Here is a 24,038-nt window from a genome sequence, read left to right on the forward strand (position 1 = left end):
AGGGCGGTCGCTTTGCCAGCGTCGATCGCTTCTTCCAGGATCGTTTTGCCAACTTTCCCAGACAGCGGCACAACCTCAGTATTATCCTCCTCTAGACCAAAGGACTCATCAAAGACCTTGACACCATTAGCATGAGTGACAGCACCCGCGTTGGATGTGCCAGTCAGCTGGTTTTCCATATGCCCCAGGTAAACGCCCGCGTTGGACATCCGATCCCAGTTCAACCGACCATCCGGCCCTTTGTCGATGTTCCGTAGCGCCATGTAGTGCGAAGGGCTGGTACCATCTGGGTGAATGAAGATGACGTTCCCTGTGTCCTGGGTTGCAGTGGGAGCAGTCGTGGGTGGTGTCACGCGAGAGGGCAATTCAGTCTTAAACAGCGTCTCGTACATCAACTCGTACATGCCTGTGTTATCGACCGTCGCAGGCAGTTTGTCTGCATTGAGGCCATGCGCTTTGCTAACGATCGAGCCGCTGAAATCAGGGGTGCCCACCCAGCCAACGGCAAAGGGGAAAACATCGCCATTTGCATCAGGAGCCGCAATGAATGGCAGGGTATTGGCGCCGGTTTGACCGTCAAGGGGAACCGGTCGGCTTGAAGTGGTGGGGTTACTGTTAACAGTGCCAACGGGTGCCGTGGGATCGTCGCGATCAAGGGTTTGCAAGCCGCCGGCATCACTATCCGCTGCTGTTAACAGCAAAGTGTTGGGATACTTATTGATGAAGTTTACTGCGACACCGATGGCAGCATCGGCTCGCCGGGTGCCTTCGATCGTTCCAGCAGCGTTGTTGTTGTTCCCAAAGTTGTCGCTACCTTCCTCTTCGACGATCGCAATGGAGCCATTGCTGAAGTTGGGGTGCTTTTCCATCAACTTCTGAGTGACAGCCAACATTTCACCAATGGTGGGAGCGGTCTCACGGTAGAGCGGCAGCTGGCTTTGAGCTAGAACTTCTTCAGGGCGATCGTTAAAGGTGTGAACCGGAGCAAAGACCCCTAATACTTTGGTTGGCGGGGTGGGGTACTTAGTAGGATCGAGCAAAGCGTTGAGTTGTTGCTCGGTATAGACGACCGTGTAACCTAAGCTCTTTGCCAGGTCGATCAAGTTCTCCGATGGACGTTGCAGCGCGTTGGTGCTCAGGGCATTGTACTCAGCGGCAGTGCCGTGGAAGCCATTCTGTCCCACCGGAATCAGGTTGAGTTCGCCGCCGCCCAGAATGAAATCTGCACCCGACAGAATCACCTCTCTGGTGATGTCTGCTAACCGTTGACGGGGTGGAATCCGCTGACCGTCGACGGTCGTCTCACCGACTTGAGCCACGAAGGCAGCGGTACCCGGTTCATAGGCTGCTCCTGACTGCACTAAAGCGGTCACTTTATTGGTGGCAATCGCCTCTTGAACGATCGTCTTACCTGTATTGCCAGATAAGGACTCAATGGGAGAACCATCGGCATTGAGACCAAACGACTCTGCATAGGTTTTTGCACCTGTTGCATGGGTAACGGCACCCGCATTGGAGGTTCCTCCTAACTGGTCTTCCAGGTGCCCCAAGTAGACGCCTGCGCGATCAAGCGTGTCCCAATTTAAGCGCCCATCGGGACCCTTATCAATAAAGCGGACGGCCGCGTAGTGAGAGGGGCTGGTGCCATCAGGGTGAATGAAAATAACGTGATTTCCAGTGGTCATGATATTTTAATTTCTTAATTGGTGGGTCAAGACTCGCTGTTAGTCAGGAGCAGTTTTGCCTGACGCTTGCGCACAAAAACTCCTCCAACGGTTAGTGCCGTTGAAGCACAAGCAAGGGTGATGGAATGATGAGTTTGCTGCTGGTTTAACTCCGGGTCAGCGGCGATCGAAAGCTAAAATTTTCTCCTGTAAGAGACTCGTTACGACTCAAACTGTCTCTCCAAGCAAAGTGCTGATGCCTCTCTCAAGCATTTCATGTCAAGGTTAAGGCTGTTTAAGGGTTTCTTTTCCCTCGATTTAAGAAACATCGAAGGAAATTGTTATGCTTGCAACCAATCAGGTTGGGTTGCATAAAACCAGCGCCTGGTAAGGTCAGCGGCACTACCCTCTCTTCCCGACTCACCGAGGTCTACTCCGACTCGCTTCCAAGCGACCGAGCGCGAGAGACGCTGCTACCGGCATGAGGGGTGGCGGTAGTAGCACCTCTTAACCGTTGACATCAACCTAAATGGCATCGCAATCGCTGTTTAAGTGGCGGCACTTCTTGCCTGAAAGCATCGTGTTGCATGTGCGATGGTCTTGTCGGACCAGTGGGGGCATTTGAACAGACTGGTTGGAGATGTTATGCCACAAAGCTTTCACCGCCCATAAAGGTAACTGCTAGAAAAACGTTTGGTTAGTTGCAGAACCCGCAACCGACCAACAACGGAAGCGGCATCCTCGCTCGGGTCGGGTTAAGTGTCTAAGGCGGCTAAGGTGCGAGAGGGGGTGAAGGCAGCGCCGCGACCGTTGGTTAAGCCAGGAGCGGCAAAGCAGCGAACGCTACAGTTTAGTGACCGCAAGAATGGTCTGAGCCAGCACTGGGGCAACTCGGTTTACCTGGACCTAGAGGTTTCAGGCGCGTTTGTTTTTCGCCGTCGCCGCGGTCTGAAGGCAGCGCTGCGGTCGGCCTTAGCGTCCCGTTCTGCTTCTTACCGCAGCGCCGTCGCTGCGGGGTTCGCTGCCCGCCGTCACGCCTGCCAGTCTTGATAAAGTTTGCATGAACTTGAGCGTCCCAGCGGCACGCCGCGTTTACTTGGGCGTCACCGAAGTGATGACCCCTTCGCACCACGTTGAGAGCAGAGACATGACACGAGCAATGAGACGCCGCACCGGGTTAATGGTGCTCGCACTGCTGACGATGCTCTGGCCCACTCAGCCAGGCTGGGGGAAGGAAGGCAGCCAATCTAAAGCGCCGCTCGTCGCTGAGATTGCGTTTCAATATGCGGCTACTGACCCCTCACCAGCGGCGGTCAAAGTCTTGGACCAGGCACTCGCCCTCATCGCCACGATGCCGAGTGCTTGTTATCAAGCCACACCGCTCCTGCGAGTGGCTAACGGCTACACGCTGGTGGGGCAAGCGAGTAAGGGGCAACAGTTGTTCACAGAAGCGTTCCAGGTGGGGCGGGCTCAGACGCTCGCGAACTGTACCCTCAGTGCCACCTCACCCGAAGAAGCCCTACTCAACCGCGCGGGTGAATATGCCAAAGCTGGCTATGATGCTTTTGCGCTAGCCATTGTACGCGGCGTCGATCACGGGTTTCGCCCGATTGCCATGCTCCGCGTAGTGGACTCGTATCAGCAGGCGCAAAAGCCGGAGCAAGCGCGGCAACTTTTGGACGAAGCGCTGGCCCTGGCTCAACGCGAGCCCGATCTGCGCCGCCAGCGCCAGACCCTGCTAGGGATGGCCTTTGAACTGAAGCGCTCTAGACAAACAGCCTTCTTGCCCATCGTGCTGCAGTCAGCCCTCGCGAGTATCCGCGCTTCGCAGTCACAAACGGAAGCGGAGCGGTCCTGGGACCTGACGCAAACACTTCAAATTGCCACGTTGATGTTTGAGAGCGGACAGCAAGCGCCAGTGCTCGCGCTCCTCCAGCAAGTGCTACCAGAAATTCAAGCCCTGCGAGCAACGCAGTTTCCCGCCACACCTGTCCAGTTGCTCAGTCAAGCGTCGACGCTGTACGCCAACTTAGGGGAAGTGAGTCAAGCCACGGCGCTGTTAGCGACCGCTCTAGCGCAAGCACAGGCTTTAGCCCCGTCCTTACGCCCTGCTGCCGTTGCCCATGTGGCGAGAGCCTATGCTGCCATGGGACAGCTGCAGACGGCGCGTGCCTTAGCTGGTCAAATTAAAACGCAGACCGACCGAGAGCCAGTGTTACAAGTGATCGCGCTGCAGTATGCTAAATTGGACGCGGTCGCTGAGGCCGTGAAGTTGGCGCGGTCGCTCGCAACGGCAAACAACCTGGTCCTGTCTGAAATCGTCAGACAATATCTAGCCTACCAGCAGTATGACCAGGCGTTGCAACTGGCGCGACGGGAACGAGTGCAAGGCATCCTACCTGACATCGCACTGGCTTATGCGGCAGCCGGTCAACCACAGCAGGCACAGCAGGTTGTGCAAGCGATACCATCGCTGGCTCAGGATCCGGCTCATTTAGATTGGTTGCTGCCGGCTTTAGCGCAATCGTTTGCCCAAAAGGGTCAATTTGACCAGGCGTTACGTGTGGCGCAAGGGATCCGCAGCAAGGTGTACAAGGGCCAAGCACTGATCATGATTGCGACCGAGTACCGGGCCCAAGACAGCGTTGCTAGTCGAGCCCAAGCGACGGCCATCCTTGAGCAAGCGCTGCAGGTGGCGCTGTCGATGCAGTAGCAAAAGGCGGTGCTGGCAGTGCAACGGTTGGCTACTTGGAGCGAGCGCAGCGCTCTTGCGATGGGTGCTCAGTGCCGTCGGTTGTCTCGCCCTAACGGGGCAGTCGTAAGGTCGTCAAGTTCAGACTTGGTGCCGCTCTCTACTCTAGCGCTGCGGCGCTGGGGTCTAGCAACGATGCGTGTCAAAGTGAGCCCTTGCCTCAAAGTGAAGTCCATGCGATCACTGCTACTCAGGCTCACTTGCTGCGTGGTGGGTTGCAGAACCCGCAACTAGCCAAAACTCAAGGCGCTTGAGCTGGAAGCACGTTTTCTGAGAAAATGCTCAGCCAATTACACCCTCATTCCCAGCTCACCTTCAACGTCGCTTTAGCTTGGCGGTGGAGGCTGTCTGTAAGCCCAAGACGGTCACACAGCATCCTCCAGCAACCCAGGCAAACACCATGCAAAGCCAAGTCTTTTCCTTGAATCGCCTCGCCACACTCGCGCTGGTGCTGTCGAGCACAACAGTTGCTGTGCCAGCCTTTCGACCACTATAGTCATCAGGGCACCAGCGCGGTTTGGGTTAATGGAGGGTCTGTTGGCGGCACCGCGCCAGTGACCGGAGCGAGCTCAGTTTGAGACGACTGCAAGCTTTCATGCTTGAGCCTGCCAGCCTGCACGACCCTTTTGTGTCCGTGGCTCAAACGCAGCCAAGGCGCTATGGCTAGCGGTTTGCGGTGCCTCTAAAAGTTCAATATTCAATCGAGGGAAATTATGAGCTCTCTTGCAGGCAAAGTCGCCATCGTGATCGGTGCCTCCCGTGGGATTGGCCAAGCGATCGCCGAACGGTTAGGACGTGATGGCGCCAACGTAGTGGTCACCTATGCTGACAACCGCGACCAAGCGGAGGCAGTCGTGGCGGGCATGCAAGCGCACGGCTCAGACGCGATGGCGCTCCCACTAGATCTGGCCAAGCTCGATGAGATTCGTAGCTTGTTTCACAACACAATCAGCCACTTTGGTCGGCTTGATATTTTGATCATCAGTGGTGGCGCACCGCGCTTGGTCAAACCGCTGGCTGAAACCACAGAGGCAGAGTTTGACGCTGTCTTCACCTTTAATGCTAAAGGTAACTTCTTCGCGCTTCAGGAAGCGGTGAAGCACATGGCTGACGGTGGACGTATTGTGACCTTTTCCACGCCCTATACGGTACAACCGCAACCCAACCTCTCTGGGATTGCCGGTAGCAAAGCGGCCATTGAGGCTTTTACGTTTGCACTGGCTAAAGAAGTGGGTGCACGTGGGATTCGAGTGAATGCCATCATGCCTGGACCGACCACAACTGATTCCTTTACGAGTATGGTTGCGGCTGAGGAGCAAGCGCAGCTCAAGCAACTAGCACCATTACAGCGTTTGGCAGCACCGCAGGACATGGTGAACGCGGTGGCTTTTTTGGTCAGCGATGATGCCAGCTACATCACAGGGCACACACTGCATGTCACCGGTGGCTTCGCTTAACTTACTTGGAGGAACAGTCATGACCGCGCCCGTCGTACTGATTAACGTCTTCTCTGTACCGCCGCACCAGGAGGCGGCCTTCATCAACCTGTGGACTGAGGCCTTGGAAAGGAGCAAGAATGAGCCAGGCTTTATCGATGCAAAGTTGCACAAAAGCCTTGATCCAAACGCACGGTTTGAGTTTATCAACATAGCGCATTGGGAAAGTGAAGCGGCTTGGCAAACGGCGTTTGACAAGTTGCCAGGGGCGGCGTTGACGCAGCAAGTGCCCTACGAGCAAAATCTAGCCCTCTATCAAGTGGTCGTGCAGTCTTAAAGCGGCTGTGAGTGTGGTCTAGCAACGCAGTGGAGCGGACGGATGAGCGCCCTGTGCTTGCTTTCGTCTTCGCTGTCGCCGCTCACTTCTGCCGTTAGCAGCATGAGCTTGAAGAAAAAGGAGAAGAGTAGGCTTGTGACTGAAAAGGGAAGCGAAAAGAGAGTTGCGCTGGTCACTGGTTCAACCTCGGGCATTGGGATGGCGATCGCAACACGACTGGCTAAAGATGGCTTTACTGTTGCTTTTCATTCCAGGTCTTCCGTGCTGGTTAGGCAGTCCTTAGCAGCCGCACACCCTGGCTCCTCTTATGTTCAGGCTGATCTGTCAGACCAGAGCCAGTCTCGTAATTTGATTGCCGTAGTGGTGTCACGTCACGGTCGGTTGGATATATTGGTCAATAATGCAGGCATTAGTGCCACGATTCCACATACATCTCTAAAAGAAGCATCACCTGAGCTCTGGCGCAGTTTGTATGAAGTCAATGTCATCGCACCTTGGACACTGATTGCCGAAGCTGAGGTGGCACTACGCCAGTCATCCAGGCCTGAATGTCCGAGTTGTATTCTTAACATTAGCTCTCATGCGGGTATGCGTCTGAAAGGCGCTTCCATCCCCTACGCGGCTACCAAAGCAGCACTCAATCACATGACAAAGCTGCTGGCGCTGAGTCTCGCGCCACAGATTCGAGTGAATGCGATCGCGCCCGGTTTTGTTGATACTCCAATGAGTCAAGCTTGGACAGCCGCCCAAAAGCTTTGGACGGAGCGCTCGCCAATGGGGCGAGGAGCCCAACCAGAGGAAATCGCGCAGCTCGCTTCGCTGCTGGTTGCCAGTCACTATCTTACCGGCGAGATCATCATTGCCGATGGCGGACTAAATCTCACCTAGCCAGCGCCATTCTACTCAGGCTCACTTGCTTCGGGTTTCGTTGCTGCCACCCGCAGCTAACCAAACCGCCAGCGCACTTGGCAACTGCTCCGAATGCAACTAACTAATGAAAGCATTGCTGCAAAAGCCTTTAAAGTTCACCGTGATACTAAATTACACGAATGGGTCTCCGACCCGATTTGCTCCATAAATTTGTTCCAGCACCAGGGTAAGTCAAAACTGTTGCATGATGGTTGAGCGGCGCGATCGCCAACACAAGCTGCGTCCTGCCCGTTACTTGTTGCTTCAAACCGTAGTTCAGGCGGCATTCAACACTTTACGAAATACAACTTTGTCATAGCCTGCTGCGTAGAAGTCTCGGATGCAAGCCTCCTCCTCGTAGCCGCACCTGGCATAGAACGCCTGTGTGCGCTCCAAGCTTGCTAAAGTCTCTACCAGTAGCATTCGCCCACCACGCGCCTTCAATGTTTCTTCAACATAGCTTAGCAATTTTCCACCGCGCCCCTGCCCCTGGTAATTGGGATGAATGGCAATCAGTTGCAAGTTCCACGCCTGATCGGTCATCCGTTCCGGCTCACAGTAGGCAACTCCCACGGGTCCATCTGTGTCATCGTCGTCCGTGACCCAGAAGCGATCAGCTTTGCCGTCCCGTAGAGAATTGCTGTCGCCGTTGCTGTTAAGGTAGCCAACCAGCATTTTGCCAATCTCTTCAAGCTCGTCTGGCTGGAACTCGATCGCGGCACTGGCTACGGCAAGCAGAGCAGTCATGTCATCGGGTGCAGTTAGTCGAATCATTGTAAACTCCAGTGTTTTAAATCAGTAGGTTGTCATATATTGATGGCTTAAAGGCTAACCGTTGGTAACAGAACTGCTTTTTAAACTGCAACGAGGTCATGAGGATGCCGTTTCTAAATTTGTCGCCTACAAATTTCATTGACTACAGGTTGCCACCCCTCCTTTGCAGCGTGAAGAACGAAATAAATTGCAGTGAATCTGTTTGCGCTCTCTTTAGTAATGACTTCTCGAATTGGCATCGCTCGCCCCGTTCTCACGACAGAACCTTGCCAAACAAATTGGTTATTTTGCCAACCAGATGAAGTGAGGTTCAGTGCATTGCCATTGCCAACGACAACTGAGCGCACGAAACGTTTTGCAGCAGTATCGTAACCCAGAAAGTCTCGCGAGCTTATAGGTTGAGCCTTTGTTGCTGATGGCATCTCCTCGGCATAGCCAATAAACCAGAAGCCGTTGAGAGCACGCTCGACTTTCCAGGTTAAAGCCACGGATTCAGCAGTCCCTGCGGTCGGTTGTTCACAACGCCAAACTCCCTGGAAATACACAAGTTGCTCAAGCTCAGGTGGCAGACTAAAAGACTGAGCCAGAGATGTAGGCGAGAGTGCTGTTAAACTTACGCATCCTACGCTGAGTGCATAGAGACTGCGTTGCAGAGGCTTTGAACATTTCACATTTCTAGCTCCCTTTCTTTCCAGTTCCACCACTTCAGTAACTCTGGGTTGTGATTCGTGGTGGAGGCAAAATAGACGGCACAACGAAACGTGTAGAGGACGCACGGATCAATTTCAACACCGCTGAGTTGACAAAGGTCATCAAAGAGGACTTTGGGCGATCGATCTTTTAAGTCAGAGACTTGCCGAATGCCAAGGAGATAGAGATCCTTAGCGATGGCAGATCCAACTCCAGGCATTGCTTTAAGAGGTTTGATGCTTTCTGTCGAGATTCCTGCCCGAAGCTTGACATGATGTGGCAACGGGTAGGTCATGCTGCAAGTGCTTGCACTTCAGTACAGATTTCAACCAGGAACCCGTTTAGATCACGGACATAACCGACTATTTGACCCCAAGGCTTTGGCTCAGGTTCTTGCACTGGCGTGGCTCCCGCTTGAATGGCGCGCTGGTACAGTGCTGCCACATCTTTAGTGACAATCCCTAGTTCAACCGGTGGAGCTGATTTGTCAGGTTGAGCGGCTTCAAACGGAACCGACGTTGAACCTTTGGCAAATTCGCTCTGCGAGAAGGCAAGGTGCGTTGTCCCAGTATTGAGTTCGCCGTATTCCTGCGCATCTGTAACAAAGCGCCGACGCAACCCAAACGTCTGCTCATAGAAGGTAGTCGCTGCTTCTACATCGGGAACATACAGGATCGTAAACCCAAGATAGGAGGAGGTTTCGGTCATAGGAATCTCCTGTTGTGTTGCTTGAAACTTGAGCATCCTTTGGCTATTATGTTGGTCAACCAACCAAAAGTCAACTGATTTATCACCGATGCCGAAAAGCAATAAGCGCGATCGACTGGTACAAGTTGCGACCGACCTGTTTCAACGCCAGGGATATGAGAATGTCTCGCTCAATGATGTTGCCAGGGAGAGCAGCGTGCTGCAGGGTAACATTTACTACTACTTCAAAACCAAACGTCTACTTGCCATTGCGGTGCTGAAAACCTGGGAGAATCAATTGGTAACCGCCCTCACTGCTCTGGAGGAGAAGCACAACCCACGGGAACGGATTATTGCTTTCCTAGAATTCGCAAACAGTATGGGGGAGATGTATACTGCCTGGGGCTGTCCGATCGCCAATCTAAGCCATGCCTTATTGAGTGAACCAGGAGAAAATCTAGACCCTGCCCCCTGTGTGTATCAAGTGCATCTAACCTGGCTAAAACGGCAGTTTGAGGCGATCGGATACCCTGCAAAAGAGGCTGAGTTGCAGAGCCAACAGCTACTTTCGGAACTTCAAGGAGGAATTCATCTTGCTCATGTTATGGGCTATAGAGAACTGTTAGAGACATTACTGGTGAGGTACTGTGAGCAAATTCGAGCGCTGTAGTTGAATGACGCTGCAACGCATTCAGGGTGCGTCATGTGCGCTTGCTTTTACCTTAACCGATTGGTCTAGATAGTGCTACCGTGCCGTTATGAGCAGAGGACCGGAGAAACAATTTGAGCCTGAAGTTGCCCTGGCCAAGGCAATGGCTGTCTTTTGGTCACGCGGCTATGAGGCGGCTAGCCTTGCCGCCCTGCTCAAACAGATGGGGATTGGTAAAAAGAGTCTCTACGATACGTTTGGCAACAAGCGCTCGCTCTTTCTCAAGGCGCTAGACTACTATGCCCAGACCGAAGTGAAGTCCATGCGAGATCAACTTTTGGCTCCGGGTTCGCCCCTAGCAAACCTGGAGCAAGCCCTCCAAACTTTGCAGCAACGACATGCCTTACCCAGAAGTCAAGGCTGTATGTTGGGCACAAATATGGCTGATTTCGACACGGATGAGACGGAGATTGCCGCTCGTTTGCGTCACCACCTTCAGGGCTTAGAAGATGCCTACTGTACTGTCATTAAGCGGGCTCAAACAGCCGGTGAAGTCAGTGCAGCGCTCAACTCCCACGACATGGCTCGTCTGCTGCTGTGTACCACGCAGGGCATGGCTTTACTGGGCCGAGTCTTAGAAGATGAAACGCTTTTGCATAGTACCGTAGAGGCGACACTGACACTGCTCAAAAGCGGCTAGTTTTTTTGTCTCAACTTAGACCAATTGGTTTAAGTTTTTCTGTCAACCATCATTAAGGAAGGAGCTTTATGGCACGCTTAACCAACAAGACGGCGGTGATCACAGGTGGCACTACCGGCATTGGGTTTGCAACCGCTAAACAGTTTGTTGCAGAAGGAGCGCAGGTTCTGATTACGGGACAAGATGAAGAGCGTTTACGCTTCGCTGCGAAGGAACTGGGTGAAAGGGTCATTCTTGTGCGTGCCGATGTGAGATCACTGCCTGATCTCGACACGTTAGCAGCACGGGTACAAGCCGAATTTGGTGGTCTTGACATCCTGTTTGTAAACGCCGGCATTGGCTTGTTTGCACCACTAGAGTCCATTGACGAAGGGTTTTACGATGACCAGTTTGATATCAACGTTAAAGGTGTCTTTTTCACGGTGCAGAAACTGGCTGCACTCCTGCATGAAGGAGCAAGCGTCATTTTAAATGCCTCCGCCGTCAATGAAAAGGGGGCAGCCATGGGGAGTGTGTACTTTGCCACCAAAGCGGCAGTGCGATCATTGGCTCGCACTTTGGCGGCGGAACTGGCAGTGCGCCAAATTCGCGTCAATGCCCTTAGCCCTGGTTTCGTACCCACGAATTTTCAAGGCAAGATGGGACTACTACCGGAGGTGCTCGACAGCTTTGGCAGCTATATCAAGCAAGCTGCTCCACTCGGACGCTTTGGGAGACCGGAGGAGATTGCGCCCGGTGCCGTTTTTCTGGCTAGTGATGAGTCGTCCGACATGACAGCAGCCGATCTTGTCATTGATGGTGGCTTTATGAACGTTTGAGGCTCAGTTGTAGTCTCTGAGGTTGAAGTAAGCTCGCTCTGTACGTTGGACTGTGAGAACGATCACCTCTCACAGTCGCATCTAAGGGTTGGGGGAGTACAAAGCCTAGTACAACCAAGCAGCCCTCACTCTAAGCGCCTACATTTGCATCAATAAGCACTGCTAAAGCCGTCTGGGCAAAGGTGGCGCCCTCTGATGACTGCTCAATCGTTGCCATGAGGCTGGCACCGCCGATGAGCAATAAATACTGCCGCGAAAAGAGGTCTGGATTTTTGACTCCAGCCTCGGCTGCTAAGCTCACAATGATTTGGCGGATGGACTCGCGTAAATGGATTGAGATGTGATGGGCTTTATGGGAAGCATCCGCAAGTTCTAGAACAGCATTAATAAACGGGCAACCCCGAAAGTTGGGACTCGCGTACCAGTCTCGCAGCACATCAAAGGTAGCTAATAAGCGCTCTTTAGGGGTATTGCCGCGCTCGGATACGGCGGTCTCAAACCAACGTAGCCATTCAGCCGCACGATGCGTCATGACGGCTTCGATTAAGCAGTCTTTCGACGGAAACCAGCGATAGAGCGTCCGTTTGGCCACGCCAGAGGCAGCAATGACTTCGTTAATGCCGACATGCTGAATGCCCTTCTGGTAGAAAAGTTCAGAGGCCGTTTCGAGGATTTGTTGTCGCGCGTGGCTCAATTCAGGACTCATAATGAGTAGACAAGTCTGTCTCCTTTGCCTTACAATAGCATGTCAATGAGGTAGACAGGTCTGTCTCCTTTGTACTGTTAGAGGTAACGGCAAATGGACTTCCCCATTTACACACTTGATACGGCTCCTGAAGCATCTAAAGCCGCCTTAGCGCAGGCGAAAGCAACCTTTGGCTTTATTCCGAATCTCGAAGGCATTTTTGCCCAAGCGCCCTCGCTCCTTAAAGGCTCTATGGCACTGTGGGACTTATTTGCAGCAACTAGCTTTACCCCGGTCGAGCAGCAAGTGATCTACCTGAGCGCGAATTATGAACACGCTTGTCATTACTGTATGGCAGCTCATTCTGGCTTAGCGAAGCTGATTGGGATGTCGGCGGACGACCTGCAAGCGCTGCGCAACGGCACCGCGTTGCGTGATGCCAAGTTACAAGCCTTACGGCAGTTCACCCAACGGATGCTTCAAGCACGGGGCTGGGTGGAGGAGCATGAGCTTGAAGCCTTTTTAGCGGCAGGGTATACCCAACAGCAAGTGCTAGAAGTCATTCTAGGCATCGCGATTAAAATCATGCACAATTACACGAATCACATTGCTACAACACCACTCGACAAACCGTTTCAACCCTATGTTTGGTCAAAGCCTACAGTCACTGCATAAAGCGCATTCAAGCTAGCTAGAGCGGCAATTGCATGCCACCCAAAGGCTTCTTTAAGCAGGTTGCCAGCTAAGCAAGATTTTACAATTTTTTCCAAGGGCTGCTTCGATAAGCTGTCCTCAGAGTTCATAAGGAGCAAAACGAATGAAGAAACTAAATCGTTCACGTCGTGGCTTGATCAAAGGTGCGACCCTGGCAGCGACCGGCATGGCGTTAGGGGCGGGGCTAGCACCCTTGCAAACGCAGCCAGCCACGGCGCAAACTTCCCCTCAAACCAAGGCACAGCCTCAACCTTCAAGTGCGCTCCCTCTAGCGGGAAAAGTCGCGTTTGTCACGGGAGCCGCACGAGGCATTGGACGGGCCATTGCAGAAGTTTTTGCCAGGAACGGTGCCGCTGTTGCCATGCTGGATCTTGCCGATCCCGCTCGTTTGAACTCTTCACGCGGTTACCGTGTGTCCAATATCGATGAGTTCAATACAGCCGTTGCTGCTGTTAAACAGTATGGTACGGGGGTGCTGCAACTTCAGGTAGATGTTCGCGATCTAGCAGCGATGCAGTCCGCCGCAGAACGTACGCACCGCGAACTGGGTGGCCTCGATATTGTAGTGGCGAATGCGGGTTATGTCGCTTGGCACAGTTTTGAGGATGGCACCCCGCAACTCTGGCACGATGTGGTTGATGTTAACGTACATGGTGTATTTAACACAGCCAAGGCTGCCATTCCTTTTCTTAAGCAACGCGGTGGCGGACGAATCATCAATATGGCCTCTGTGGGGGGCAGGGCTGGCTTTGCTGGCAATGGTGCCTATACAGCGACGAAGTGGGCTGTGATTGGCATGACTAAGCAGGCGGCTCAGGAGTTAGGGCAATATAACATTACAGTTAATGCGATCGCGCCTGGCGCCGTGAACACGCCCATGTATCGAAGTGAGGGACAGATGCGGTCGATGGGTGTTTCCAGCCGAGAGGAGCAGGATGCCTTGCTCAATCCGCTTAGCCCCTTAGGCAATGCTGGAGCAATTGAGCCAGAAGCGATTGCTCAAACGGCACTTTTCCTAGCCAGCGATGCTGCTAAAACAATCTCCGGCACAACGATCGACAACGCGCTCGGCTTCAATGCGAGTTATACAGCCTGAGCTTCGCTTAAACAGGGATTGGGATGCCATTTAGGTTGAGATCAGAGAATATTAAGCCCTCCAACCCTACCATTTTTGCAACACAACCCTTGAGCATTGCAACTCACAAATGATTTTCCCTACGCCCGGACTGAGAGGATTAGCTGTCTACTCAGTAATTAAAACCAATCAACGCTTTGAACTGCTAATTGTTGCCACATGGTTGACAGTTACTTCCACCCTGAAGGTGCGTCTGCGCATGGATTGCTAACTATGTATTCACCTTTAGAGCTGCCGGATAAGCACACATTTCCCTAGGATTATCTGCCAGATCTGCGGGATATACCCTCTTTTAAGGAATTAAACAGATTTTTTTCAGGTTAAGTCCGTGCTTTTGGGGTGTTAGCTGTCACTTCTGATGGTTAATCCTAGAAGGCGGGGGATTGATCCATCCATTGTGCTGGCTAACCCCCTTCATGAGTTACTGATCTAGCTTCGACCCATGTCTCAGTCCCAACCACCACGTTGGGTCGCTCCGGTGCGTCAGTCCGTTCAACTCAAGCATTGCAGCCCTAAAACTGAACAAGCTTACCGGCACTACATTCGAGCTTTCCTTCTGTGCCATCACAAGCGGCAGCCGAGGGACATAGGGAGGCGATGAAATTCGAGCTGATTGATCTCCTTTAGCGATTGACCGTGAGGTGGCAGCATCGACTTAAACCGTGGTACTCAGTACCCTGTGATTTCTCTACCGCCACGTACTGGCAGTTCAACTGCCTTACCTTGATGGCATAGAACACGCTGAACGACCAGAGCGGTTACCGGTGGTCTTTACCCGCACCGAAGTTAAACAGCTTTTGGCTCACTTGGATGGTGGGCATCGCCTCAGCGCCAGTCTGCTTGATGGTACAGGGAGGCGATTGGCCGCAGGACTCAAACGAAGGGCGAAGGATGTAGATTTTGAGTATCGCCGATAACCGTGCGGGTTGAGAAAGGGGTAGACCACGCTTCTAAATTTTGGTATCAGGTAAACTGGGTTTTAAGGTTAGTAGTTTGTCTTTACCTCAATGCCTGACAGTCAAATTCATCTAATCGACACAGCGACCGCACAAACCTTTCCTGCCGCGCCCAGCGGTACGGTCTTGAGTTCAAGTACTGCTTTGGGCTGGCGAGGCCTTACAGTCGAACTCCATCAGCTTCCGCCTGTTGAATATCCCGAACATTATGTGCAAGGACATCGTTTAGCGGTTGTACATCGAGGCAAACCCATCACTTACGAATGGAAAGAGGGTGGTCGTTGGAAAACAACACAAACATACCCTGGAATTTTTTTTCTACAGTCTGCTGGGGAGACTAATGCTCCGCGCTGGTTTGAACCGTTTGAAACCGTCGCGATTGCTCTCGATCCGTCTTTCGTGGCCCAAAGTTTTCGAGACACTATTAAGCCTGACCGCATTCGCCTGCAAGAGCGACGTGCTGAGTTCGATCCCATCATCGCTCAGTTCGCAAGACAATTTGAGGCTGAATTAACGAGCGGCCGCTATGGCGGTGCGCTCTATGGAGAGTCATTAGCTCTAGCCTTCTCACTGTATCTATTGGAGCAACATAGTGATTCTTCTCAGTCATTGCCACGTCCACGAGGCAAATTTTCCTCCTTGCAATTGCGTGAAATGATTGAGTATATTCATGTCTATTTATCTGAAGAACTGAGCCTCACTGCTTTAGCAAACCACCTTAATCTCAGTGCGTTCCATTTTGCCCGTCTCTTCAAAAACTCATTGGGATTGTCTCCTCATCAATATGTCCTGCAAAATCGTGTGGAACGAGCTAAAAAATTAATTGCTGTCTCTACCAAAGTTAACCTGACCGATATTGCTTTACAAGCTGGTTTCTACGACCAACCCCATTTTGATAAAGCCTTTAAACGCTTCGTGGGTGTACCGCCGAAGATCTTTGCCAAACAAAAAGCAAGTTGAGCAAGAATTTACTAGTTTGCCTAACGCTGGCTTCGTTAAGCTGACCGTAGCATTGAGGAAGATGAAGCCATGATGAATACTCGCCGCAACCTGATTAAAGGTGCTGTAATGACCACGACGGGCAGCGTGTTTGGAGCAATGTCGTCATTCAAATTACAAAAAGCTACTGCGCAACAACCCGTTGCACAAGCTAGCGAACGTTCCCAAACCTCCTCCTCTCGACTATTGGCTGCAAGGTTGCTCTCGTGACTGGAGCGGCTCGTGGCATTGGACGAGCGATCGCCGTTGACTTTGCCAGAAATGGGGCTGACGTTGCTTTACTGGACATTGCAGACCCGACTGGTGGCATGGCGATCTCAGGTTACCGTCTTGCCAATGAAAGCGAATTAGATGAAGCCGTCACTGCGGTCCAAGCGCAAGGAGTCAAAGCACTCAAACTTAAAGTGGATGTCCGCAACTACATAGCGATGAAGGAAGCAGCCAGCCGCATTACCCGTGAACTCGGCGGACTTGATGTTGCAGTGGCCAATGCTGGTATTTGCATCTGGACGACGGTTGAGAGTTCCAAGGAGCAACAATGGCGCGAAGTCGTGGATGTAAATGTGAATGGTGTTTTCAATACCATTCAGGCAGCCATTCCCCATCTGAAAGCGCGTAGCGGTGGGCAAATTATTACGCTTTCTTCAGTGGGTGGGCGGCAGGGTGTGGTTAGAAATGGTGCTTATGGCACAACAAAATAGGCTGTCATTGGGCTAACTAAAGCAGCCGTGCTGGAACTCGGACCTGCTAACATCACAGTCAATGCGATCGCGCCGAGAGCCATCAACACGCCACTGTATCGTTCAGAAGGTCAACTACGCTCAACCAAGCTCAGTTCTTTTGCAGAGCAGGCTAGAGTGGTCGGTGAAGTTCAGCCGCTAAAAGCACACCCCGCGCTCGACCCACAAGATATTGCTGACACGGCGACTTTCTTGGCTAGTGACCGTGCCCGTTTTATTTCGGGTGAGGTAGTGGATGTAGCTTTGGGTTATAACGCGATTTATACAACCTAATGTACAGCGTAGTGACGCAGCCTAACCAGTCGATGAAGCGCACGGTCGAGCGATTGTGGTGGAGAGGCCAAGGTTATCTGCCGCCGCTTATCTCAGTCGTTATCCCACAAAGCCCATGCCCAACTCGGAAGCCGTCAAATTGCAGATCCGCTCGGCGTTTGCGAGCGTCGAGTTCCCGGGCGATTGGTCCTATGCGGCAGCAACGAAGGTGACGAGCCATTCTTGCTTGAGCAGGAGTTCAAAGGCAAGACCGCTTGGCAAGCGCTCGACCCAGCCTTCCTTGATCGCGCGCCAGACGGATATGGGTCAGCCCTCAGCTTCTTCTCAGACGCAGCTTTTCGGTTCTATCTGTCGGCGTACATGCTCGCGGATGTTGACGGCAAGCTGGACAAGCACGACCCCGTTTTCCACCTGACGCACGGCCTGACGGACAAGGGAAGAGGCGAACGCGTCAACCCGCGCCGTTACGGAGAACGGACGTGGTTCGACGAGCAGGGACACAAGTTCGCAGTGTTTGAGCGTGAACAGGCGCACGCGATCGTGAGCTATTTGGAGCTGAAGCGCGAGACCGACGAGTTTCAACGCGACGAGATTGATCAGGCGATCGCAAATTACTGGTCGGAGCGCGCGGAAGCCAGTGCGGGATAACCACGCACGGCAACGGACCGGGCGGACGGAACGGTCCCTATGACTGCAACGCGGCCCGGCGCCCGGTCGGCCATTGAATGCGGGTCCGTTAGATTGCTATGGGTCGCGAAAGCAGGAATGCTTATGGTGTCGAAGAATAGGTTGGCAGGTCTTCCAGATATTGAATCCCTGAAGAGCCTTTCGCAATCCCTCGCCATGTCGGATGCAATCATGTCCCCTGAATGGGAGTCCAGATACTACTCCTTTAACTCGAAATGGGCCGAGGGTGAGGTGATGGCTACCATAAGAGATGGCTCAGGCGATGAGTATTTCATCCTGTTCAATCCTCACGGCGCCATTATAAAGGGCTTCGCTCACGAATCTCCGATGAGTCCATATGCCAGCGAATCAGGTAAGCCTTGGGCAGACGTGTTGGATGACGTGCCCGATGAGTTCACGGACTTCCTTTCCGACATCGTGCCGAGGTAAGTGCGAAAGTTTATCATATGGGTGTTAAAGCCCTACATAGAAAGGTTTTCAGCGTTCGACTCAAAACAGGGCTAATTTTGTTGGTTAGTTGCTATCTCGCAACTAGCCAACGACAGAAGCGGCATCCTCGCTTATGCCTCGGAGCCCATAGGAACGAGAATCTTGGTGTTGCAGACTATCACCGCAGCGAACAGGCAAGGGTGCAGGCATTGCTAGGAGCCTTGACAGAGGAGTGGGTTAGCAGCAATGAGCTTGCCGGGAATGACGCTAAAACTGAAGCATCTCAATGGGGACTATACTTTTTTGAGAGGTTATGCCCAGAAGCCGACTGGCAAGTGTCTTTCTTACCAAGCTGTCCCAAACCGCTGCCGTATCGGAGCTGGCGCTGGCAACCGTAAATTTAATTGTTGAGCTTTGTTGCTGACAGGAGTCAACCACGCCTGAGGGCAACTGGACCAAACCAGAAGTGGGATCAAACTGATCGATGTTCAGTTGCACGGTGCCATTGAAGGCCGAATTGGCTCCAGTAGCGGTAATATCGCTTAAACGTGTCTCTTCAGGGCGAGGCTGGATGCCAAAGAGGCCAGAAGTTGTAAGCGAGATATTGCCACCACGAGCGTTGACTGAGTTAGCGCTGATGTCGCTATTTTCATTGGGAACGGCGACGATCGACCCGGCATCAATCCGAATGTTGCCACCATTGCAGGCGAATATGAGAACTTCCTTGATCCCATCATTAAGTATGCTGACGGTGCCACTGGCCGTGTTGGGAGCGATGATGGCTCAATCTCTACACGGCTTGCCGAACGATGTGTATTGTCAGGTGGGCTTGGTGATGCTAATTGGATTAGCCAGTAAGAATGCCATTCTAATTGTGGAATTTGCAAACCAACTGCGCGAACAGGGAATGTCCATCACGAGGGCAACGATCGAGGCAGCAGAATCTCGGCTGCGTCCCATTTTGATGACGGCGTTTGCTTCCATCCTGGGCATCGTCCCGCTGGTACAGACAGAAAGCGCAGGTTCCGGCAGTCACATCTCGCTCGGAACGGCAGTCTTTGGTGGCATGATTGTCTCCACCCTGCTCAGTTTGTTCCTCGTGCCGATTTTGTACATTGTCCTGCGATCGCTCTTTGCTAATCTTTCCGGTGGTCAAGGGCTACCACACTTGCCAAATTTGAGTGAGCGATGGCATCGCTTTACCACTCGGTTACAAGAAACGAGCCAATGGAGACGACTACAGAATTTACGATCATAGCGTCGCTAGTTCCTCCCTTTTCACAGCATAAGAGTCAGCCTCATGTCAAAATTCAAACAGCTTTGCCAAAGTTATAACCAGGCGCATAATGAGATTGCCAATTATTTAGAGTCTTGTGTCCAGGTGATTCAACACCTAGTGCGAGGTTTAGAAAGTTACCTGGGTATTCCTGATAAACGCATTCAGTTCCGCGCCGAAGCTGGTGACGAAAACCCGTTCATGAAGCAATGTATTTGGAAGATGGACGCTGGCACTTTGATGCTGCGGTTACCATGTGTCCTGAAGATATTTATTGCCAGCGCTGTATTCAGTTCCGTCGTTGTTATTATCCCCGTCAGGTATTTGTCGTCCCCTTAGCCTTGCAACGTCTAACCGCAGAGCCGTTTCTCGTCAGCATTGCCGATTATCCCACTGAGTTTAAGGTTGACATTCAAAACCAGAACAGTTTCACTATGCTCTACGAAACCATCTTTAAGGTCATTCAACTCTACCTATCAAAATATCTTTCACCGCATCCTAGAACGTGGTGAATCGCCTTTGAAAGTGGAAGCCAAACATCGAGAATGAGCGATTGCTATTGGAGTAAAGTTAACCTGACTGACCGTTATTTACGTGAGATCAGATTGGCATGAACCCTACCAGGAGAAATTTTATGTCCAGTACCATCAATGTCGCTGAACTGCTCGCTCGCTATGCGGCTGGAGAACGAGATTTTAAGGGCACAAACTTAAGGGCAATCAATCTGAAGCAAACGAATTTGAAGGGCATTAACCTCAAAAGCGCCAACCTGTGTGATGCCAACTTTCTCGATGCGGATTTAACCGCAGCAGATTTGAGTGGAGCGGATTTGACTCAAGCGAGCCTGCAAAAAGCTGATTTAACCCAGACGAACCTGGAGGGTGCTAACTTACGCAGAGCAGACATCCGGGAAGCCAAGCTGCATGGCGCTAAACTGGGGGGAGCCGATTTAACGGCAGTTAATCTTTCAAGTGCGGACTTGAAAACAGCCGATCTGCGGGAAGTCGTCCTTTGCGGTGCTGAACTGATGCACACCAATTTTTATAAAGCTGATCTGCGCGGTGCTGATCTAAGGGGTGCCGATCTGTTTCAGGTTCATCTCAAAGAGGCGTATTTCGATGAAAAGACCCAATTTGATCCTGGCTTCAATCCCCTCGCTCTAGAGATGCAGCACTGGGAGTAAACAATGATGGGCTAGAAGGCGCTCTATTGTTTGTGCGGAAGAACCAAGCTGTGAGAACAAGAAGCGATGCTGTGTGTTGAAGATCTCTCCAAACTTGCCTTATTTCAATACCTGCCCCTATCACGGCTGCATTGGGTGTGCGAGCGCGTACAAAAAGTCGAGCTAGCTGCCGGAGCAACGCTAGTGCAAGAAGGGGATCCCGCACGGGGCTTATTTCTCTTGATTGCGGGTGAAATCGGGATTACTCGCCTCAGCGAAGGCGTAGACATCCCGCTCGGACAACATAAAGCACCGGAGTTCCTTGGTGAAGTGCCGATCCTCACGGATGAACCTATTCTCGTCACCCTCCGCGCACTGACTGATTGTCTAACTTATGAACTGGCGGGCGACGACTTTCGCACCCTACTGCACGAGTGTCGGGATTTTGAGCGAGCTGTGTTCCGAGTTATGGCGCGACGGCTACGCGGGGTCGAATCTTTTGTTCGCGGTCGCGAGAAGATGGCAGCTTTGGGGACGCTAGCAGCAGGCTTAGCCCATGAGTTAAATAATCCGGCAACCGCTGTCGTGCAAGCCTTGAGGGATGTGATTCCAGCCTTGGCAGAACTCCAGCGCATGAACCTGGTCTACGGGCAGCGCCAGGTTGAGGCAGCGCATACGCAGCAATGGCTGCAAGTCCGCGATGCTGGTTATGAGACCATTCTGCACGATCGCCTGGACTTAGCGATCCTAAGCGAGCATGAGGAAGAGTTGTTAGAGTGGCTGGAAACTTACGGGGTTGCCAAGGCTTGGAACCTGGCTGCGCCGCTGGCGAGCGGCGGCGTAACGATCGAGACGTTAGACAATCTCACCACCCGCTGGCAGGCTGATCCCACCGAACTCAGAGACATGGGTGTGCGCTGGCTGGCACTCTCGTTTGATGTCATGTCGATGCTTAAAAGTGGTTTACACGGGGCAGAACGCATCACGGCACTCGTGCAATCCATGAAGGCTTACTCTTACCTGGATCAAGGGGTGCAGCAAGTAGTGGATGTGCATCAGGGGCTTGAGGACACTCTGCAAATTTTTTCGCATCGGCTCAAGCCAGGTATCGAAGTGCAGCGTTGCTATGACCGAGACTTGCCTCAGCTTAAGGCCTACGGTAGTGAACTCAATCAGGTATGGACACACCTAATTGAGAACGCGATCGATGCAATGGAGGGAAACGGTCGCCTCAAAATTACGACCACGCGAACTGGTCACTCGGTTTGTGTTGCCATTACGGATTCTGGTAGGGGCATTCCCCCGGAAATTCAATCGCGCATCTTTGAGTCGTTCTTTACGACTAAACCCGTAGGTGAGGGCACTGGGCTAGGGTTGGATATTGTCAGACGCATTGTGGAAAATCGTCACCGGGGAACGATCGCTCTGGAGTCGCAGCCAGGTGAAACACGCTTTTCAGTACAATTACCCTTGGCGACTTTGAACACAACGTAGCCATCATTCCCGCTACAGACGGTGGATGCTTTCGGTCTCATCGCTTTTGATTGAACAGAAATTTTCGGGGAGTAGATATGATGCCTCAGTTAAATCATTCTCAGTTTTCTACCGCCACCTTTGACGCTTGGCTCAGCGCGCAAATCCTCAAACTTAGCATTGATGCTTTGAGTGCGGGAGTCTCAACCTGCACTGCTTGCACTCAGTCCACAACGGGTGAATATGTGATCGAATATCAGGGTGAAACCCTGCGCTATGTGCCTGAAAAAGCTTATGCCTTCCTCAAGTTTGTCACAGAAGCAGTCAGCGACCCCTCGATCACAGGTAACACTCCTGGCTAAACCCGTACTTCTCAGCGTGGATGATGATCCAGAAGCCTTGTAAGCTGTGGCACGCGCTTTGCGGCAACGGTATGGCGGTCGCTTTTGGAGCCTGCGGGCTGATTCGGGCTCAGCGGCGCTCGACGCGACCCCAAAGCTCAAGCTCCGCAACGAACCTGTTGCTCTGTTCCTCGTCGATCAGCAAATGTCCCAATGAACGGGGTCGAGTTTCTCGCACAGGTGCTACAGACTTTTCCCAGGCGAAACGAGCGCTGCTGACGGCTTATGCGCAGACCGATGCCGCAATTCGGGTGGTGTCGCTGGAAGCTTTAGAGCAGTTGGATACCGCCATAGCCGAGCTTGATGCCCCTGCGTTTGCCCGCGACCTTGGCGATGATTCATCAGCAATCTCATTGTCGGCATAGTGACGAGAGGCACCGAGTGATCGACACAGCGTGGGATTAGTTTCATCCAAGACAGCCTAGTGGCCTTGAATCGCTGCCTTGTACGCAGTGGGTTCTACCCAAGCAGAGCAGTACCAAAAGGTCGTGATCGTGGCGTAGACTGTCCGCAACAGGTAGGTGTAGAGCTTAGCTCCGCCTCTACACGGCACTAAGCCTGAGAAGTGGCGAGCACACGCTTGCGCCACGCGATCGCCGTACTTGTGTCGCCTAACAAAGCAGCTGCGGCGTTAACCCCACGAGATGTGTAACAAGGTGATTGGGATTGATCTGAAAGTATTGTGTAGAGCAGAATTGAGGACTTGCTAGTTTCGAGGTGGGCATATTCGCTTACGACAGGGGCCTAATAGTGAGGGCGATAACAGAAAGCTTTGTAAGTAGCAAACAACGCTTGGACGGCGGGCGGATGGTTTTGCACGGCTTGTTTGATCGTTTGCAGCAGGGGTAACAAGTTGAGTTCCCCAAGGAAGCGCAACACACCGACTCGAGTAGCCACCCGCAGCGCTTGATAAAGCCATAACTCCCTTTTAAAACCTTGCCAGTCTTCAGCGGTCATGGAGCCTTCATGGGCCGCATCCACTAACACCAAGCCCACCCATCCGCTGAATATTGACTGGCATAGAGCCGCATATTGGCGCCACCCGAAGAGTGTCCCACCAAAAGGTAAGGCGGCTTGACCCCCGCTTTGGTGAGCAAGGTATGCAGTTCCTCAACGCTTTGGTGGCTGGTGCGTGGTTGCGTGAGGTTGGGCTCGCTCCAACCCAAACCCGCTCGATCATAAACACACACGGGTAAATTGAGCTATTGCAGCTGGCACCAAGCCCCAGGTGATGGCTGGGGCACCCGCACCCACATCCATGACGACGGTTGGTGTCCCCTGACCCAGACAGTGGAGATGGAGCCGCAAGCCCCCCAGGTCAACCAACTGACCAGGCGGTGGGTATTGCTGTCGATCCATAGCGGCACTGACTGTTGGGTAGACAAGGCCCGCAAGGAAGCCGACGGCGGTCACACCGAGCCCCAGCCAAAGCCACTTTTCCATCATGAGCATCACGATAGGCACCCAAGTTGACAAGGCGAAACTTGAGTTTAGCTTGCTGACCAGTGAGGTAGCTGCTGAGGCAGCACGCTTGTGAGGGTAAGGCTTCACCCCATCCGGTCGTCGCTCACTGCCTTGTGGGCTCCAAACCAAGGCCGCCACCTTGGGCTAGTAGGAGCATCGCCAAAATGATCAAGTCAAGGAGGAACTTTCACTTCTAGTGCAGAGTCTCACTCGTTAGCGATCGCTAAA

The 24,038-nt window shown here is 52.6% G+C and carries 30 protein-coding genes and 1 pseudogene; 22 read left to right on the plus strand and 9 right to left on the minus strand.

All coding sequences use genetic code 11. The features are described from left to right. The coding region (locus tag H6F86_RS11985; RefSeq protein WP_190448837.1) for an alkaline phosphatase at positions 1-1,685 on the minus strand (1,685 nt) is incomplete at its 3' end. A 738-nt stretch (positions 1,686-2,423) separates the two neighbouring features. On the opposite strand from H6F86_RS11985, the gene H6F86_RS11990 reads away from it, so the two are divergent. The 5 genes from H6F86_RS11990 (at position 2,424) to H6F86_RS12010 (ending at position 7,077) form a co-directional block, all read left to right on the plus strand. Continuing rightward, entirely contained in the window at positions 2,424-2,714 is a 291-nt protein-coding gene (locus H6F86_RS11990; protein ID WP_190448838.1) for a hypothetical protein, read from the plus strand. Positions 2,715-2,811: 97 nt separating this feature from the next. Further along, complete coding sequence (locus H6F86_RS11995; protein WP_190448839.1) at positions 2,812-4,377, plus strand: hypothetical protein; 1,566 nt, start codon at positions 2,812-2,814, stop codon at positions 4,375-4,377. A gap of 752 nt (positions 4,378-5,129) precedes the next feature. Continuing rightward, positions 5,130-5,873 carry an SDR family oxidoreductase gene (locus tag H6F86_RS12000; RefSeq protein ID WP_190448840.1) on the plus strand — a complete coding sequence of 248 codons (744 nt, stop codon included), beginning with the start codon at positions 5,130-5,132 and terminating at the stop codon, positions 5,871-5,873. Between the two features lie 19 nt (positions 5,874-5,892). Further along, positions 5,893-6,189 carry an antibiotic biosynthesis monooxygenase family protein gene (locus H6F86_RS12005; RefSeq protein ID WP_190448841.1) on the plus strand — a complete coding sequence of 99 codons (297 nt, stop codon included), beginning with the start codon at positions 5,893-5,895 and terminating at the stop codon, positions 6,187-6,189. Positions 6,190-6,324: 135 nt separating this feature from the next. Next, a complete protein-coding gene (locus tag H6F86_RS12010; RefSeq protein WP_199305244.1) occupies positions 6,325-7,077 on the plus strand; it encodes an SDR family oxidoreductase in 753 nt (250 codons plus the stop codon). Positions 7,078-7,374: 297 nt separating this feature from the next. On the opposite strand, the gene H6F86_RS12020 is transcribed toward H6F86_RS12010, so the two are convergent. The 4 genes from H6F86_RS12020 to H6F86_RS12035 all read right to left on the minus strand — a co-directional run bounded on the left by H6F86_RS12020 (position 7,375) and on the right by H6F86_RS12035 (position 9,270). Further along, positions 7,375-7,872, minus strand: a complete 498-nt coding sequence (locus H6F86_RS12020; protein WP_190448843.1) for a GNAT family N-acetyltransferase — start codon at positions 7,870-7,872, stop codon at positions 7,375-7,377. 113 nt (positions 7,873-7,985) lie between these two features. Continuing rightward, positions 7,986-8,543, minus strand: a complete 558-nt coding sequence (locus H6F86_RS12025; protein WP_190448844.1) for a DUF1579 family protein — start codon at positions 8,541-8,543, stop codon at positions 7,986-7,988. Continuing rightward, positions 8,540-8,857, minus strand: a complete 318-nt coding sequence (locus H6F86_RS12030) for a helix-hairpin-helix domain-containing protein (RefSeq protein ID WP_190448845.1) — start codon at positions 8,855-8,857, stop codon at positions 8,540-8,542. The genes H6F86_RS12025 and H6F86_RS12030 overlap by 4 nt, the downstream gene beginning before the upstream one ends. Beyond that, positions 8,854-9,270, minus strand: a complete 417-nt coding sequence (locus H6F86_RS12035; RefSeq protein ID WP_190448846.1) for a VOC family protein — start codon at positions 9,268-9,270, stop codon at positions 8,854-8,856. The genes H6F86_RS12030 and H6F86_RS12035 overlap by 4 nt, the downstream gene beginning before the upstream one ends. Before the next feature lie 88 nt (positions 9,271-9,358). On the opposite strand from H6F86_RS12035, the gene H6F86_RS12040 reads away from it, so the two are divergent. The 3 genes from H6F86_RS12040 to H6F86_RS12050 all read left to right on the plus strand — a co-directional run bounded on the left by H6F86_RS12040 (position 9,359) and on the right by H6F86_RS12050 (position 11,416). After that, positions 9,359-9,919, plus strand: coding sequence for a TetR/AcrR family transcriptional regulator (locus H6F86_RS12040; RefSeq protein WP_190448847.1), 561 nt, complete (start codon positions 9,359-9,361; stop codon positions 9,917-9,919). Between the two features lie 88 nt (positions 9,920-10,007). Continuing rightward, positions 10,008-10,598, plus strand: a complete 591-nt coding sequence (locus H6F86_RS12045; protein ID WP_190448848.1) for a TetR/AcrR family transcriptional regulator — start codon at positions 10,008-10,010, stop codon at positions 10,596-10,598. 68 nt (positions 10,599-10,666) lie between these two features. Then, the gene (locus H6F86_RS12050) at positions 10,667-11,416 is read left to right on the plus strand and encodes an SDR family oxidoreductase (protein ID WP_190448849.1); all 750 of its coding nucleotides are present in this window, start codon (positions 10,667-10,669) and stop codon (positions 11,414-11,416) included. Between the two features lie 130 nt (positions 11,417-11,546). Here H6F86_RS12050 and H6F86_RS12055 read toward each other — a convergent pair whose 3' ends face one another. After that, positions 11,547-12,122 carry a TetR/AcrR family transcriptional regulator gene (locus H6F86_RS12055; protein ID WP_190448850.1) on the minus strand — a complete coding sequence of 192 codons (576 nt, stop codon included), beginning with the start codon at positions 12,120-12,122 and terminating at the stop codon, positions 11,547-11,549. A 93-nt stretch (positions 12,123-12,215) separates the two neighbouring features. Between H6F86_RS12055 and H6F86_RS12060 the strand changes: the two genes are divergently transcribed. The 14 genes and pseudogenes from H6F86_RS12060 (at position 12,216) to H6F86_RS12135 (ending at position 22,711) form a co-directional block, all read left to right on the plus strand. After that, positions 12,216-12,776: a carboxymuconolactone decarboxylase family protein gene (locus tag H6F86_RS12060; protein WP_190448851.1), complete on the plus strand. Its 561-nt coding sequence runs from the start codon at positions 12,216-12,218 to the stop codon at positions 12,774-12,776. Between the two features lie 142 nt (positions 12,777-12,918). Further along, on the plus strand, positions 12,919-13,911 hold the full coding sequence (locus H6F86_RS12065; RefSeq protein WP_190448852.1) for an SDR family oxidoreductase: 993 nt from the start codon (positions 12,919-12,921) through the stop codon (positions 13,909-13,911). 803 nt (positions 13,912-14,714) lie between these two features. Beyond that, a complete protein-coding gene (locus H6F86_RS12075) occupies positions 14,715-14,867 on the plus strand; it encodes a hypothetical protein (protein WP_190448854.1) in 153 nt (50 codons plus the stop codon). A gap of 90 nt (positions 14,868-14,957) precedes the next feature. Continuing rightward, positions 14,958-15,866 carry an AraC family transcriptional regulator gene (locus H6F86_RS12080; RefSeq protein WP_190448855.1) on the plus strand — a complete coding sequence of 303 codons (909 nt, stop codon included), beginning with the start codon at positions 14,958-14,960 and terminating at the stop codon, positions 15,864-15,866. A 245-nt stretch (positions 15,867-16,111) separates the two neighbouring features. Continuing rightward, a pseudogene (locus tag H6F86_RS32200) lies at positions 16,112-16,918 on the plus strand (SDR family oxidoreductase). Between the two features lie 222 nt (positions 16,919-17,140). Next, positions 17,141-17,566, plus strand: coding sequence for a DUF6714 family protein (locus tag H6F86_RS12095; protein ID WP_190448858.1), 426 nt, complete (start codon positions 17,141-17,143; stop codon positions 17,564-17,566). A gap of 39 nt (positions 17,567-17,605) precedes the next feature. After that, positions 17,606-18,034, plus strand: a complete 429-nt coding sequence (locus tag H6F86_RS12100; protein WP_190448859.1) for a hypothetical protein — start codon at positions 17,606-17,608, stop codon at positions 18,032-18,034. Positions 18,035-18,051: 17 nt separating this feature from the next. After that, positions 18,052-18,432 (plus strand): hypothetical protein, encoded by a 381-nt coding sequence (locus H6F86_RS12105; RefSeq protein WP_190448860.1) that lies wholly within the window; start codon positions 18,052-18,054, stop codon positions 18,430-18,432. 173 nt (positions 18,433-18,605) lie between these two features. Beyond that, positions 18,606-19,292: an efflux RND transporter permease subunit gene (locus H6F86_RS12110; RefSeq protein WP_242033487.1), complete on the plus strand. Its 687-nt coding sequence runs from the start codon at positions 18,606-18,608 to the stop codon at positions 19,290-19,292. A gap of 227 nt (positions 19,293-19,519) precedes the next feature. Beyond that, positions 19,520-19,822, plus strand: a complete 303-nt coding sequence (locus tag H6F86_RS12115) for a hypothetical protein (protein ID WP_190448861.1) — start codon at positions 19,520-19,522, stop codon at positions 19,820-19,822. Positions 19,823-19,944: 122 nt separating this feature from the next. Further along, entirely contained in the window at positions 19,945-20,493 is a 549-nt protein-coding gene (locus H6F86_RS12120) for a pentapeptide repeat-containing protein (protein WP_190448862.1), read from the plus strand. A gap of 66 nt (positions 20,494-20,559) precedes the next feature. Then, positions 20,560-21,966 carry an ATP-binding protein gene (locus tag H6F86_RS12125; RefSeq protein WP_190448863.1) on the plus strand — a complete coding sequence of 469 codons (1,407 nt, stop codon included), beginning with the start codon at positions 20,560-20,562 and terminating at the stop codon, positions 21,964-21,966. 77 nt (positions 21,967-22,043) lie between these two features. Continuing rightward, positions 22,044-22,307, plus strand: coding sequence for a hypothetical protein (locus H6F86_RS12130; RefSeq protein WP_190448864.1), 264 nt, complete (start codon positions 22,044-22,046; stop codon positions 22,305-22,307). Positions 22,308-22,327: 20 nt separating this feature from the next. Continuing rightward, positions 22,328-22,711, plus strand: a complete 384-nt coding sequence (locus tag H6F86_RS12135; RefSeq protein WP_190448865.1) for a hypothetical protein — start codon at positions 22,328-22,330, stop codon at positions 22,709-22,711. A 379-nt stretch (positions 22,712-23,090) separates the two neighbouring features. On the opposite strand, the gene H6F86_RS12140 is transcribed toward H6F86_RS12135, so the two are convergent. The 3 genes from H6F86_RS12140 to H6F86_RS12150 are packed head-to-tail and all read right to left on the minus strand — an operon-like array spanning position 23,091 to position 23,939. Beyond that, positions 23,091-23,303: a hypothetical protein gene (locus tag H6F86_RS12140; RefSeq protein WP_190448866.1), complete on the minus strand. Its 213-nt coding sequence runs from the start codon at positions 23,301-23,303 to the stop codon at positions 23,091-23,093. A gap of 23 nt (positions 23,304-23,326) precedes the next feature. Continuing rightward, positions 23,327-23,536, minus strand: coding sequence for an alpha/beta fold hydrolase (locus H6F86_RS12145; protein ID WP_190448867.1), 210 nt, complete (start codon positions 23,534-23,536; stop codon positions 23,327-23,329). Then, positions 23,523-23,939, minus strand: coding sequence for a hypothetical protein (locus H6F86_RS12150; protein WP_190448868.1), 417 nt, complete (start codon positions 23,937-23,939; stop codon positions 23,523-23,525). The genes H6F86_RS12145 and H6F86_RS12150 overlap by 14 nt, the downstream gene beginning before the upstream one ends. Between the last annotated feature and the right edge of the window lie 99 nt (positions 23,940-24,038).

The organism is Phormidium sp. FACHB-592, from assembly GCF_014695795.1.
Classification (GTDB): domain Bacteria; phylum Cyanobacteriota; class Cyanobacteriia; order Leptolyngbyales; family Leptolyngbyaceae; genus Stenomitos.